The sequence below is a fragment of the Flammeovirga pacifica genome, from assembly GCF_000807855.2.
In the GTDB taxonomy this organism is placed as follows: domain Bacteria; phylum Bacteroidota; class Bacteroidia; order Cytophagales; family Flammeovirgaceae; genus Flammeovirga; species Flammeovirga pacifica.
Window position 1 is genome coordinate 3,744,388 of the sequence record NZ_JRYR02000001.1, and the last position, 14,779, is coordinate 3,759,166.

Consider the following 14,779-nt stretch of genomic DNA (forward strand, 5'->3'; position numbering starts at 1 on the left):
CTGAATAAAAATACTATGAAAGTTAGAATTACTATTACATCCTTACTGTTATTTATTTTTTTCAACATAAATAATTTATTTGCTCAAATTATTTTAGAGAAAGGTAAGTACTATATAAAGCCTATGGTAAACACAAATGACCTTCCAGATGTTTCAAATTCAGAATTTTCATGTAATACTAATTCAATTGTGGTTTATGAAGATAAAATGTCATCTTCTCCTTTTACAATAGATTTTCAATATACTTTTTATCACAAATCTTATATGTACCGAGATGACACAAGAAAACCATGCTCACCTAAGGATTTGGGTACAAATAATTGTGTTTGTATTGAGTTGTCTAAAACGGAGTCGAATTTAATTTCAAAAGAGCACACCATAAATAGAGAAGGTGAGCTTTACGGGAGAATTGATAATCAGTCAGTTAATGTTAGTGGTGATGATTATAGATATTGGGTTATTTGGTATTACATAGACGAAGATAAGCCTATTAAGCAAGGTTCTAATAGTAAATTTAGAGCTCCCAATATCTTTGATAATATTAATGAGGAATATTATTGGGTATTAACTTTTCTAAATGGAGAACAAAAAATAGACTCAACTTCCAGAATCATAGACATTAATGGAATGGATCAACTTCACTCAATACAAGTTGTGTCTTCTTCATTTAAATCTAAATGTTTACTTATGAAAAATGATGATGAAATAGCTTTAAAATGATCATTATTTTATATGTTAATAAACAAAACTTATCGTAATTATCTAAGCTAAAATTATCATTCTTTGAAAGAATTATGAATAATCTCTTACTAACAATCTCGCTATATTTTTTTCTGATAATTAAATCACATGGTCAAATTACCATTCAAAAAGGACAGCATATTTTTGTAAATCATGCTATTTCAGCAATGAGTTGTTCAGACTGTAGTTTGACTTTTGATTGGATTGTTGATATGAGTTTAGACCAACAGGAATATATCGAACATGCAGGTAATACCTATATGATTACTCCAGAAACGGAGATTAATTTTAATTTTAGAATTATAAATGATTTTAGGCCTGATGATAACAACAATTGTAGCAGTTATGGACAAGACTATGAAAAAAATGCATCATGTAATTTTTGTTATCAATTTATTTATAAAAATTATTCCTATTTATGTCCTTTAAATGAATATGTGGGAATATACATACCTAACTTAGTATCACATACTCATAAGGTTAAGCCAAATTGTTTGTTGTTGACATATACTAGGGTATTAATTGAGGACGATAGACCTAAAGTAAGTTCTTTAGAGAAAGGAATAAAAGGTTATGTCCCTCCTCTAATTTTTAAAACACTTGATTTAGAGTATCATTGGTTACTAACAAGTTTTGACGGTAAAGAATTAATAATTAAAGATATTGAAGAACTAGATTCTAAATATTTGAATGATATAGTTACAATTCAAGTGGTATCAAAACAGATCCAATCACAACCATTAATATTACCAAGCATTCTATAGATTTTTTGAACTAAAAAACTAAGATTTTTTTAATACTAACATGAAGACTTTTAACTCTATTACTTTATTTATTTTAGTCTTTTTGACTTCTCTTTCAGCCTTTGGACAAAGGTATCCTGTTCAGACAACGTTCATGATAACTCCCCCTTATCCAATAAGGTTATCTGATTATGCTCAAGTTGGAAATACTAAGACCCAAGCAAGTGTTTGGTTAAAAGACTTATCGCAGCCTGATTTACCTGTTAAATTAAAGTTGAGAATAGAAAATTCTCAGAAAAGATTAATATTAGAGACAAAACCAAGTTTTTCTCCTGAACCTATTCATCTTGTTGGGGGACAAACGGAGATTTTAGATGCAATTGTTTTAGGTCAATATTTTGAGCTTAATAACTTAACAGCTATAAGTGGTAGTACTTCTTCAATTATTAATAATGGAGGACGTTTACCAGATGGTTTTTATAAATTTTCTTTAGAGGTTTTAGATTTTTATACAGGAAGAAAAATTTCAAATACAAGTACGGTTCAATGCTTTTTGGTACTAAGTGATCCTCCATTATTAGTAATGCCGATGGATAAACAAAAAGTTATTGTAACAGATCCTCAATTTTTAAATTTCTCATGGACACCTAGACATCTTGCATCACCAAATAAACCTCAAAATGTCACCTATAGATTTCAGGTTGTTGAAATTTTAAGAGATAATCAGCCTGCAGGAGATGCTTTTGCTTCTACAAACCCTATTATTGATGAGGAAGGAATTTCAGTACCAGCTTATCAATTAACAGCTTTAGATGCTCCTTTATTTCCTGGTAATAAATATGGCTGGCGAGTTCAAGCTTATGATGAAGATGAAAATGGTTTAATTAAGAATGATGGTTGGAGTGAACCGAGAATCTTTCAATTTGGCGATGCTTGTACTGAATGTGACGACTTTGCAATAGCTAATACAACACATTCAAGAGCTGAATTAATATGGTCTGGTAAAATAGAACATTCTACATATGAGGTTAGGTATAGAAGACAAGCAACAAAAGAAGATACAGATGAAATTCCTTGGAAAACAGATGAGTTTAATACTGATCAAGCAGTAATTAAACCATTGACAGATAACACCATTTATGAATTTCAAGTTCGAGGACTTTGTCTTGGAAATCAAAAAGGTAATTGGTCAGAAATAAAAACGGCAACGACTGAAACTAAACCTGAATCAACCTATAGTTGTGATGGAGGACAAGTAATTATAGCTTGGGAGAATGATGAACCATTAACTACTCCTATGAAAGTAGGGGAACAGTTTACTGCTGGAGATTTTGACATAACAGTAGTTGAAGATGATGTAAATAATGGAACACACTCTGGTATTGGAATGATAAGAATTCAAGCCTTTAATAAAGTGTTCTTTAATGTGGAATGGGATGATGTTACTGTTAATACAGATAATAGATTAATTGATGGAGAAGCATTAGTGACAGGTTCAGATACTGATATTATTCCACCGGAACTGGCGGCCGCGATTATGGATGGATTGGAGCAGTTAGATGCGGTTTTGGCAGAAGCAGAAGCAACGGCGGAGTTTATTGAAAATATTTTTGATAATCTTCCAGATGAGATAAAAAATGAAATTAGTGCAGGTAAAGCAGAGGTAGACGAAGCCAAAACAGAACTTGATAATGCGAAGGATATTTTAAAGGATGCAAAACGTTCTGGAAATGAACAGGCAATTGCAGTAGCAGAACAATCTGTAGAAACTGCAAAGGCAGCAAAAGCAACAGCAAGGGCTAGTAAGAAACAAGCTTTTGAGAAAGCATTGGATCATATCAAAAATGAGTTGCAAGAAAGTATAAAGCTTTTTGTAAAGTTAGCCAATGGAATTAACAGAACATTAAGCACGCCAAAAGGTCCAGGTAGGGCAACTGAAGCACGACGTACCATTCAAGCCGGAGATGAATTATTAGCCAAGCTAGAAAGCTTGGATGGGCTGACTTCCCAAGGTCCTTCAGATGAAGCAGAAGAGGCCGCAAAGCAAGAACAGGATGCAGCCTTAGCCGACTTAGTGAAGTTTATGGGGAATATCATCACGAGTATTCAAGGCAATGAACCATTGGATCCCTCGGGTGATGAGTTATTGACCGTAGATGAAAAATGGCAAGATGCACAAGGGGTATTGAGTAGATTTGAAGTAAAAAGTATTCCAGAAGCCTTTGAGATGACCCGTACAGCAGTATGGACGGTGAAGATGGTTTTTGAAACGATGTATGCAACGACTGCGAATGATGATGGAGAAATTCAAAGTGGTGAAGGCTGGCATGCGACGGATCGTTTGATTTTTACAAAAGCTGACAATACAGCGTATGGTTTTGATACTGGAGGGCGTGCCTTTGATATTGCGTATTATACACAAGTTGATTTATCAGCTTTTGGCGAGTCCAATTATGTTTTACCGTGGGTGGCAGCGAGTGAAATGAATTCGGTAACTGTAGGAATCACAGGAGCAACAGAAGGCGTACAATTTAAAAGTGCAGACGGTTCACTGACCGCCTCCGCTTCAGGAGAGACGGTGTCTTTAACGGCTCACAAATCTAAAAAAGACACGGAATGGATTGCTTATAAACAAGTAGAGGGAGAAGAAAAGATTGTCGGTAAAATCAATGTGCAATCCTATGAACCGCAGACAGATTACAAACTTTATATCTATGCAGTAAATGGACAAACCTTACCAGACGGGAACGCAATTCAGACCTACCTTAACAATATCTATGGTCAGGCATTGATCAATTGGACAGTAGAGGTGAAAACGGACCTTGCTTATACAGGTTGGGATACACAGAAGAATGATGGAAAAATCGAAGTAGCTGGTTCAGGACAGTTGACCGCCTATACCGAAGAACAGAAAAACATCATCAAATACTTTAGGGATAATAATGATAAACCCAGAGGCAATGAGTTTGTCTTGTTCTGGTCTCCAAAAGCAAATTACAAATCAGAAGAAGGTGAAGTTCATGAGGTAGGTGGTTTTATGCCACTTTCAAAACGTTACGGATTTATTTTTGATCCAGCTAGCCAAAAAGATGTAAATCGTACCATCGCCCATGAATTGGGTCATGGAGCCTTTGCACTTCGTCATACTTGGGATGTATTTAAAGGCATTACAAAGGGAGACTCTAAAAACTTAATGGATTATAATGATGAGGAAGATGGTACTGAAATCTGGAAGTGGCAATGGGATTTAATTCAGAATCCTGCACCTATGGTTGGGTTTGAGAATGAGGATCAGGAGGGGATGGCTTTCAAACAATATGGGACAACTTTAGCAGGTTTATGTAAAGGAGATGCTTTTAATGAGGTTATTAAACATAAAAAATTCTATTTACCTACCACAGATAATACTAAATCGGTCATAATTGATTTAGATAAAATAGAGGGTACTGTATATCCTGTTGCTTTTTATGCTATATCAGATCCAACACCTTCAGCTAGAGGTACATTAGCTGGGTTCATAAAGAATGATATTACTTATCATATTGTTGTAAATTCGGATACTGTAGTTGGTTTTAGGGATAAAGAAAAAATAGGTGAAATTATAACAGTTAAAGAAATACTCGCTGACACTCCTGATGACGCTATAAAAGTTAGTATTGATTGTGAGAGTAAGATTGTCAGTTTACCCAACAATAAGTCTTTCAATTCAGATTGTATCAGATGTAATGTTAATGATGATTGTGACCTTCTTGTTAGTAAACTAAAAGCTGAACCAAAGTATGCTCCTTTCTTTAAGGAAGGCTCAGCAATTAATACAGCAATAGAGAAAAACCCATGTATATTGAAAGGAATGTATACTTACGACGAGGGCTTGGGGTATACCACCGAATTCATGGAGGGTATTAATAAAGTAGGGGAAGGTTTGTTCGTAGGTTATACAGTTCTTTTAGGAACTACTGTACTATTACCAATGATTGCAGAAGGTATTATAGCAGAAGGTATTGAAGTTGGGGCCGCAAGTATAATAGAGTGGATGGCCAGCGAAGCTGGTAGAGCAGCAGTAAAGAAAATAGTAAAAGACATTGTTATTGATTTTGCTATTGATTATACATTAAATATAATCATTGAGCCTTTTTTCTATGAAGGTGAAATCACTTCTTTCGCTCAATTAAATGAACTAGCACTTTCGAATATCAATCCAGTTGATTTAGGTGTTGGAGCAGTCAAAGATATTGTCAAAATAGATGATAAATACGAATTAATTTTTAATTCAGTATTGGAATGTAGTGGGGGTATCTTGAGTGGAATGACTGAAGATGGAAAAAAACTAGAAATAAAAGATATATCTATGGAGGAAGGCGCATTTTTATGTCTTATGCCAGTTGTAATAGAGGTTGCAATGGATAAAGTCACAAAAAGTGAGGCCTTAAAAAGAAGATTTGACAATTTTAAAGAGTTACTTAAAGACAAGAAAAATCAACTAAAATTGATTAGCATATGTAAAAAATTAGGTATTACAGATGCACAAAAAAATAAAGTAGATGACCTTTTGATACATTTTGGTGTTGATGATGACCTCAGAAGAGAAATTATGAAAAGGTTTTGTTTTCCTGCTGGTACACAAATTTATGCTAACGGGAAACCTTTTAAAGCCATAGAGAAAATAACAGTTGGAGATGTAGTTGATGCTTATAATGAATATAATCAGTTAACTCAAGGAGTAGTCACTTCTACTTCCTTCTCATTCACAGATAGTTTAGTTACTTTATATCACCAAAATAAGAAATTACTCCAAAGTACTCCAAACCATCCAATATTTACTCCTGCAGGCTATAAACTGGCAAGAGACTTTCTTGAAGGCGATAGTATTCTAAATGTTGAAGGAGAGTACATATTAATTACTTCAACTCAAAAAGTCTATGCTCCTCAAAAGGTATATAATTTTGAAGTAGGTGAACTGCATACCTATTTTGCAGAGGGGATATTGGTACATAATAGTTGTGATATACCAGTATCTGTAAATGATTTATTATCCAAAACAAAGCATATCAATGAGGCTGAAGTAGATATTTTCTTAAATGATCTAACAAGATCTCATGATACATATGGTAATAATGTCATTAAAGAAAATATGGAAGATTTGACTGATGACATGTTGGCTGTTTGGAAAGTTTTATATGAAAAGAATCTAAAAGATTTAAAAGAACCAAAAAATGGATATAAAAGGTTAGATTTTACTTTCTTACAAGAAAATGCAGGTAAGAGTAAAGACGAAATTCTCGCTAATCTTACAACTTCAAAAAAGTTTGATGAGTATGTAGAAGCACTTGCAAAAGAATGTAGTGAATGTGCTGTTCTAGTAAGATCTAGAAGTAAGGTAAGACGAAATACATTTTCTCATTTAGATGGAGAAGGATTTGCAGATAAACTAATAGCAGCTGGTTTTGAACCTCCTAAAGGAGCAAATGAAACATGGGATAATTACTTCAAAGTAACATTAAAGAAAGCAGGTCGTAATATTTTTGAAGCACACCATATCTTCCCTGTGAACTTGTTTAAATCTTCAGAAGGATTTAAAAATTACATGAAATATTATGATGGAAGTAATAAATTATCTTTTAACGCTGAAGAAAATAACATAAATTCGATTATGCTTGAATCTTTCAGTTCTACAAATGGGAAAGGGGTACATACCAATCATCATGATTATGAAGAGAAAATTGCATCATTTTTGGATAAAAGGTGGGAAGATATTTTTAATAAATTGGAAAAAGATGGCTATACAGGAGATGCTTTATATAAAGCTACTGCTGATGATATACATTCAGAAGTCATCTCCTTAGCAAAGAACATTAAAATACTTCTAGAACAAAAATCACTAAAAGCAGAAGGTGGAGTAAACGTAAATAACATATTTGATAATATTGAAAAATTAGAAAACATAACTTCAGAAATAATAAAATAATTATGAAATTCTATGACATGACATACGGTTTAAGTTGGGGAGTAATGCATACACTACGTACCAATTTTGATTTAAATTTAGATGAAGAAATTGTGATTAATAAATTTTGGGAAAACCCTAAAATAGTTCCAATGGAAATAGTGACTAATCATCCTGATTTACAAAATAAAGAACCAGTAATTCAGGATATTTATAATTGGAAAAAAGATCATACGAAGCATTGGAGCCATCATCCTAAAGGTATATTAGAAGTAATATCTTCTCGATTAAAAGAAATTTTAGAGCAATTTCATTTACCTGAAATTCGCTTTTATGAAGTTGACATGAAGAATGCAGGTGGAGTAAAATATTATATGTTACATATGCATGGATATTTAGATTTAGTTGATTACAATAAATCCATAATAGCTCTAGTAGATAGAGACTCTAAAGAAGTAGTAAAGCGTTTCGAAGCAGGGTCGTTTAAAAGTATTGAAGATTATTTAGCAATGAGAAGAAGTTTACCAAATAGGCAAGCTAAGCCCACATTCGAAACCTTTGTCTTATTAGAGGATTATGATTTTCTTGAAAATACTCCCACTTCAAGTGCGATGGTAGTAAGTCAGCCACTGAAAGATGCCATTGAAAAAGCAGGGTTAAAAGGAATTAAATTTTCAGAATACACAGAAGAAAAAGGGGATATTCCCATCATTTTACCAAATGAATATAACAATGTCTGATTTTCTAAAAGAAATACAGCAAGTAGCATCGTTAATAACAAATAAACGGTATCCCAAATCAGAAGAAGAAATTCAACAACCTTACAAAGAAATTTTGTTTGATTATTCTGAGTATACCCTCTTTCAGACAGCTTTTTTAGCACTACTATCGGAGAAATATACCAAAGAAATATTTCCAAAAGTTGCAGAAGCAGCCAAAGAAAGGTTTATCAACTTTTTTAATGATGGACGTACAGAACAATTTATCCGCCTTCAATATTTAGAACTCCCAGAAGAAGGTAGTGAAGAATGGACGCTTTGCTATGAAAACGAGGATGCATTTGGTCCTATATCTCATGTAGATATGAAGGGGTGGGAAATGGTAGGTACAGCTCTTTCGGGATAATTAAATATTAAAAGCACACTACTGTTTTGGTTGTTAAACGCTAGTGCTACCCGGAACTTACATTTGTATGAGTTTGTAACTCATATAATAAGAACAAGGTCAAGCGAGTAAACCATAAATTCCGAAAAAAATGAACCCTTACTGCATTTTAAAACTGAGTAAGTTTTTTTTATGAACATTGAAAATGGGTCCCTCCACTGTTCGAAGGTACCGTCTTAAAACTCCATCAAATTCTGGATTACGTATTTGCTTGTTGCCTTTTGTAAAAGTTGAAATGTTGTTATAAGTTGTAAACTTATTCAATAAATAAGTTCGAAGTGACGCTGTCGCTTAACACTTCAAACAGTGTGGTATTTGTTGAACATAGAATATCAGTTGCTCCTTTGTTCAAAATTGTCATCTCTATCTTTATTTTTTATCCTTTTGATAATAAGATATATCAATGCAACCCCGCAAAAAGCGAAGAACCCGAAATAAAGAGACATCATTCCTAATCCTACAAATTCCATATTACTTTAATTTTACCGCAGTTCCATAAGCTAAAATCTCAGATGCACCTTGCATAACTGTAGATGTAGTAAGTCTAATATTTACAACAGCATCAGCCCCAAGTCTTTCAGCATCTTCTTCTAACCTTTGTAATGCTTGTTCTCTAGAGTCAGCTTGCAACTTAGTGTATTCTGAAATTTCACCTCCAACAAGGTTTTTTAAACCCGCGAAGATATCACTTCCTACACTTCGTGCTCTTACAGTACTACCTCTAGCAATACCTACAATTTCTTCAATTTGTCTGTTTGGAATAGTTTCAGTTGTGCTTATGATCATGATGTTACAGATTTAGTAATTGTTCGTAATCAAGTTAATAAAATAACAGAGTAATTTCAATGAAACTAGCTCTCACTGATTACAGTAGTATTAGAAAATCTATCATGCCACCCTTTCTTATCACCTAAAAAAGATATTTTATCAAATGGCAGCCCTCTGAAAAGTGTTCGAAGAAGAATTGATACAACACGATTTCCATTAAAACTAACATATGCATTAAATGGGAGTTTCCCTATAGTTTGTAAGAAAATTACTTCCATCATAAAATAATAAGAGAAGTAAAATACTAGGAAAAAGATGTAATTAAATAGTTCTAAAGAAATGTATTGATCGAAAATAAATCCGCCACTAAAATGATGAAAATGTAATAGATAATAATTAAGTATTAATAATGAATCTATCATTAAAATAAATGCTCTATACAATTGTGGAGTTTCATTTTCTTTATCAACTTTTACTCTTTGGTTCTTGAAGAAATAAATAATTGTAGCAAGTAATAATATTCTATTTGTATAAATGATAAAACTATTAAATAAGGTAAGATCATCAATAAGTATAAAGAAAGAATAATTTGGGCTAAATAAAGTAATAATAAACCAGAAAAATGATTGGATGAAATTAATATAAAGAGGGAATTTAAATGCAGGAGTTAATTCTAATTTTTTAATTTTAATGACTTGATAAATACCAACTATTAAATAAGTTATACTGACTAATGTTAATATTTGATTGATTAAATCAGCTACATCTCTAACAGAGGGGAATTGAAAATCAGTAATCCAATAGGGGATGTTTATGTAATATAAATCATATGGAATAACGATGATTAATAACAATAGAAGTACCTTCTGAAGATTCATAGTTAGTATTCGTTTAAAAAATTAAAAATTATTAGTGTTAATCCCTCTCATATTTAACAGTAATACCATGGTATTTTTCCTGTTCTTGATAATCTTTTTGAAGCGGATGTCCTTCCCAATCATCTGGAGATAAAATCCTTCTTAAATCAGGATGATTTTCAAACGTCATACCTACTAAATCATAAGCTTCTCTTTCATGCCAATTGGCTGCATTCCAAACGCTAACAACAGAAGGCAGAGTTGGCTTTTCTCTGTCTAACATCACTTTGATAGTTAAACGATATGATTTTGTAATGGAATAGAGGTTATATACAACCTCCATTGTATTGGCTTTAGGACCGTTATCAATACCTGTAAGACATGAAAGGTTGTCAAACATTAATTGATTGTTATTTTTTAAAAACTGACATACTTTTTCTATATCAGTATTTTTGATTAAAATTTCGTGTTGTGGTTGTTTAGTATTAACAGTAACCTCCACATTGACATTATCTTGAATTAATTGAGCAATATCTTCTGTAGTCATATTAATTAAGCTTTTTGTTTGTTTAATAGGCGTTCTACAGCTTTTGGAGCCATTAAAGTTTCCTTACGGATTTCTTCACGAAGTTTTAAAATACCACCAATTAAAGCTTCAGGCCTTGGAGGACAACCAGGTACAAATACATCTACAGGAATAATTCTATCTACACCCTTCACTACATTGTAACCATGTTCCCAATAAGGGCCACCGCAATTAGAACAACTACCCATAGAGATAACATATCGAGGTTCGGCCATTTGTTCGTACAAACGACGAACTCTATCTGCCATTTTAAAAGTAACAGTTCCAGAAATAATCATGGCATCAGATTGTCTTGGTGTACCTCTTGGAATCACACCAAAACGATCTAAATCATATGCTGAGGACCAAGTAGTAATCATTTCGATGGCACAACATGCCAATCCAAATCCTAAAGGCCAAAAAGAAGAAAGCCTTGCCCAGTTGATAAGGTCATCAACTTTTGATATAACAATTTCGCCTTGCCCAAAGCGCTGATCCATTAGACCTTTCATAGTGAGTGCTATTAGTTTTTCGTTTGTTGTTGAAGGAACGTTTTAATTGCTCCTTTGTATTTCTACAATTGAAATCTCAGGGTGTGAGTTGGAAATTTAACTAGGTTTTTATCTAGTTAAATTTCCGAAGTGGTATCTATCCTTTTAATGCAGCAAGCACTTCTTTGCCTCCGTTGGCAAGAGTATCTTTTGCAATTTGAGTACCTGTATTTTCACCTTCCTCAGGAGAACAAGTATATGTATATCTAATTTCACTAGCATTAGGTTTTGCCAAACCACCAGTAATATTGATTTTTTTATCTTCAGTCCATGTTGCTAAACAGAAAGCAGGAATACTGCAACCACCTTGTAATTCTTTTAAGAATGCTCTCTCAGAACGAACACAAGTTTCAGTAGCCTCATTGTTAATAGCATTTCTAACTGCATTTCTAACTTCTGTGTCTAAGCTTGTAGCTGATTCAATAGCTACACAACCTTGACCTGCAGCAGGAGTAAAAGTGTCTAAAGGAAGAGAATGAACAATCATATTATTATATCCCATACGGTGTACACCTGCATAAGCTAGCATAAGTACATCACACAGGCCATCTTCCATTTTTTGAATTCTTGTTTGTAAATTACCTCTTACGTCAACAATTTTAGCATTAGGAAAATGTTTTTTCAGCATAGCTACACGACGAACAGAAGAGGTTCCGATTACAAATTCTTTTTCTGTATCAACAGTAAATCCGTCTTTATGGCTTACAAAAACATCATGGCATTCTTCTCTTTCTGTAAAGGCAATTAATTCAAAATCATCACCTAAAGAAGCTTGCATATCTTTGGCACTATGAACAGCGATATCAATATCACCATTTCTAAGTTGCTCTTCTAATTCTTCTGTAAATACACCCTTAGAACCAATTTTGGATAAAGATCGGTCTAAGATTTTATCACCTTTAGTTTCAATTAGTACCAATTCACCATTTAGACCATTTTGTTCTAATAGTGTTTTAACATATTCGGCTTGCCATAACGCAAGCTTACTTTTTCTTGTACCAATTTTTATTGTTCTCTCTACCATAACATCATTTATAAAAAAGTATGTAGCCACCTAAAAAGAGGTGCATCATACTAGTAAGTGCGAAGATAATAAATTTTATAAGGTGAATAGGTTTAGAATCATCAAAATAAGTGCAACATAAAAAAAAGACATCCAACAATATTGAATGTCTTTCCACAACTGGTTAATGTTACTGGTGTATCATGCCATATAATAGGCGCAAGGCCTATTATCTTTACCTAATACAATGTTACTACTTATTTACATAACATTGAAAACATCAAGTAAAAAAAATATGGATTCTTAGAATTATACCACGCTGTTAAGCCCTAGTTTCAATTTTTTTTATTATTTCTTTCAAATATGTGTTTTAATTAAGATATCTTGCATATTTGTGAAAGCGAATTTTAAAAGATAAAACATGAAGCTAAAACACTTCAACTTGTCTATAGGTACTCAAATTATGAAGGCTCTTGGTGAAGAGTCCCGAATTAGAATTATGTACTTATTGTATACCAATAAGGAAATGTGTATTTCTGATATCGAATTGGTACTAGATTTTACGCAGACAAAAACATCTAGGCATTTGATCTATATGAAAAATGCAGGCCTTTTAGGTGTTAGAAAGATAGATCAATGGTCGTTTTATTCTATAAAGGAAGAACTTTTAGGAATTACTGAGACTATTTTCAAGTATATGGAAAGAGATACTCAATTGATTGAAGATCAAGAAACGTATAGAATTCTATCTAGCAATAGAGAATTAGCAATGAATAAAATTGAAAAAAGACGAATGAGTCATCATTACCCTGAAGGTGATTAATTCTGATTAAATACAATATGCAATGAGAAAATTAAGTATGGACGAACTCAATAGAGTGAGTGCCGAAGAATTTAAAAGCCAAGAAAAAAATAATATAGTTGTTGTACTTGATAATATTCGAAGTCTAAACAATGTAGGTTCTTCTTTTAGAACGGGTGATGCTTTTGCTATTGAAAAAGTAGTATTATGCGGAATTACTGGAAAACCACCTCATAGAGATATTCATAAAACAGCTCTAGGTGCACAAGATACCGTTACTTGGGAACATTTTGATGATACTGTTGCAGCCATTAAAAGCTTGAAAGAAGACGGCTATAAAGTGTATGCTGTAGAACAAGTAGAAGGAAGTATTTTATTACAAGATTTTCAGACGACTAAAGAAGAAAAAGTAGCTTTGGTTTTTGGAAACGAAGTGATGGGTGTAAGTGATGAAGCTATTGCTGAAGTAGATGCAGCTTTAGAAATTCCTCAGTTTGGAACAAAGCATTCACTTAATGTTTCTGTAACTATTGGTGTGGTTCTGTGGCAAGTGTTACAAAAGAAAATGTAAAAAAATAGTGTGATTAAATTGAATTAATCACACTATTATCTTTATAAGATTTTAATAAAGGGGAGTAATTACTTCCCTTTTTTTATGGGTGAATTTTCTTTACGTTCTGCTCTTCTTGAAAACTCAAATAAGCCAAGTAAAAGTAGAGAGAACATCACACCAAATGCAGCTTCAGGAGATTGTAATTGATAAAAAGCAACAATACGACCTATCAGAGAAATAAGTGTTACTGCCATACCAATTGTAATGATATTTTTAGAAAAATAAATGATACCCACTCCAGCAAATAACATCATAAATAAAATATTTAACTCTGATTGCCATGAAGGAGCTCCTTTCCAATAATCAGAAAAATATAATCCTATGATCATAAAGTAAAAAACCATGTGTGCGGGTGAATGAGTAATATATAAATCCTCTGCTTTATCATCCTCAGAATCATCATTGCTAGAAAATACTTTAAAAAGGATATAACCAAAACCTAAAGTGAATACATAAAATAGACCACCCAAAAGAGATTGTTCTATAATATCCATTGTAGGTAATTGACTATGTAATGTTAAGAAGGTATTCGCAACAGCCATTAAGACGATTACAGAGAAGCCTGCAATGAGATGTAAAAAGTTTTTAGTTTGGATAAAGTATCGAATAACTAATAATCCAAGTATCATGGCCATCCCTTTACGAGTAAGCTCATGTAAAATGTTTTCTAGGAAAACCGTTTGACCACCTTTGAATATGTATAGGTTTAGCATTACGCTTAACCAAACTCCCATGATGCCTAACCAAAATAAAGCTTTTTCTTTATATGATTTTAAAAAGGCTAACCCGAAAAACAAAAAGGTTGGTGCACCAAAAAATGAAATGATAAATCGACCAATAATATTAATTTGAAGATTATCTTGAGTGATTAGTGCGTAAATAAGTGGCAAAATTTGAACTGCCAATGATGCTAATCCAAAAGCCAACCCAAAGTTCCTATATTGTTTCTTAGTTTGTAATGTTAGTAACATGAAGTTGAATGTTTAAAAAATATTATGTTGAATCTTCGAAAGTGATAAAATTAATCA

Annotated in this window: 13 protein-coding genes; 7 read left to right on the plus strand and 6 right to left on the minus strand. The window is 32.7% G+C overall.

Translation table 11 applies throughout. From position 1 onward, the window contains the following. Positions 1 to 15: 15 nt before the first annotated feature. The 5 genes from NH26_RS14650 (at position 16) to NH26_RS14670 (ending at position 8,553) form a co-directional block, all read left to right on the plus strand. A complete protein-coding gene (locus NH26_RS14650) occupies positions 16 to 720 on the plus strand; it encodes a hypothetical protein (protein ID WP_044227371.1) in 705 nt (234 codons plus the stop codon). A gap of 74 nt (positions 721 to 794) precedes the next feature. Further along, a complete protein-coding gene (locus NH26_RS14655; RefSeq protein WP_044227373.1) occupies positions 795 to 1,505 on the plus strand; it encodes a hypothetical protein in 711 nt (236 codons plus the stop codon). A gap of 40 nt (positions 1,506 to 1,545) precedes the next feature. Beyond that, entirely contained in the window at positions 1,546 to 7,449 is a 5,904-nt protein-coding gene (locus NH26_RS14660; RefSeq protein WP_052432221.1) for a polymorphic toxin-type HINT domain-containing protein, read from the plus strand. A 17-nt stretch (positions 7,450 to 7,466) separates the two neighbouring features. Next, a complete protein-coding gene (locus tag NH26_RS14665; protein ID WP_139263085.1) occupies positions 7,467 to 8,168 on the plus strand; it encodes an imm11 family protein in 702 nt (233 codons plus the stop codon). Next, positions 8,161 to 8,553, plus strand: coding sequence for a hypothetical protein (locus tag NH26_RS14670; protein WP_139263087.1), 393 nt, complete (start codon positions 8,161 to 8,163; stop codon positions 8,551 to 8,553). The genes NH26_RS14665 and NH26_RS14670 overlap by 8 nt, the downstream gene beginning before the upstream one ends. Positions 8,554 to 9,063: 510 nt before the next feature. Here NH26_RS14670 and NH26_RS14675 read toward each other — a convergent pair. From NH26_RS14675 to hemC, 5 genes are all read right to left on the minus strand, one after another. Then, positions 9,064 to 9,378 (minus strand): YbjQ family protein, encoded by a 315-nt coding sequence (locus NH26_RS14675; RefSeq protein WP_044229612.1) that lies wholly within the window; start codon positions 9,376 to 9,378, stop codon positions 9,064 to 9,066. A gap of 65 nt (positions 9,379 to 9,443) precedes the next feature. Next, positions 9,444 to 10,238, minus strand: coding sequence for an RDD family protein (locus NH26_RS14680; protein ID WP_052432315.1), 795 nt, complete (start codon positions 10,236 to 10,238; stop codon positions 9,444 to 9,446). A 37-nt stretch (positions 10,239 to 10,275) separates the two neighbouring features. Beyond that, entirely contained in the window at positions 10,276 to 10,764 is a 489-nt protein-coding gene (locus NH26_RS14685; protein WP_044229615.1) for an NADH-quinone oxidoreductase subunit C, read from the minus strand. 5 nt (positions 10,765 to 10,769) lie between these two features. Further along, the gene (gene nuoB, locus NH26_RS14690; RefSeq protein ID WP_044229617.1) at positions 10,770 to 11,294 is read right to left on the minus strand and encodes an NADH-quinone oxidoreductase subunit NuoB; all 525 of its coding nucleotides are present in this window, start codon (positions 11,292 to 11,294) and stop codon (positions 10,770 to 10,772) included. A 136-nt stretch (positions 11,295 to 11,430) separates the two neighbouring features. After that, positions 11,431 to 12,357 carry a hydroxymethylbilane synthase gene (gene hemC / locus NH26_RS14695; RefSeq protein WP_044229620.1) on the minus strand — a complete coding sequence of 309 codons (927 nt, stop codon included), beginning with the start codon at positions 12,355 to 12,357 and terminating at the stop codon, positions 11,431 to 11,433. A 400-nt stretch (positions 12,358 to 12,757) separates the two neighbouring features. On the opposite strand from hemC, the gene NH26_RS14700 reads away from it, so the two are divergent. After that, positions 12,758 to 13,159 carry an ArsR/SmtB family transcription factor gene (locus NH26_RS14700; RefSeq protein WP_044229622.1) on the plus strand — a complete coding sequence of 134 codons (402 nt, stop codon included), beginning with the start codon at positions 12,758 to 12,760 and terminating at the stop codon, positions 13,157 to 13,159. A 22-nt stretch (positions 13,160 to 13,181) separates the two neighbouring features. Continuing rightward, positions 13,182 to 13,709, plus strand: a complete 528-nt coding sequence (locus NH26_RS14705; RefSeq protein ID WP_044229624.1) for an RNA methyltransferase — start codon at positions 13,182 to 13,184, stop codon at positions 13,707 to 13,709. 68 nt (positions 13,710 to 13,777) lie between these two features. On the opposite strand, the gene NH26_RS14710 is transcribed toward NH26_RS14705, so the two are convergent. Continuing rightward, on the minus strand, positions 13,778 to 14,722 hold the full coding sequence (locus NH26_RS14710) for a hypothetical protein (RefSeq protein WP_044229626.1): 945 nt from the start codon (positions 14,720 to 14,722) through the stop codon (positions 13,778 to 13,780). Positions 14,723 to 14,779: the final 57 nt, after the last annotated feature.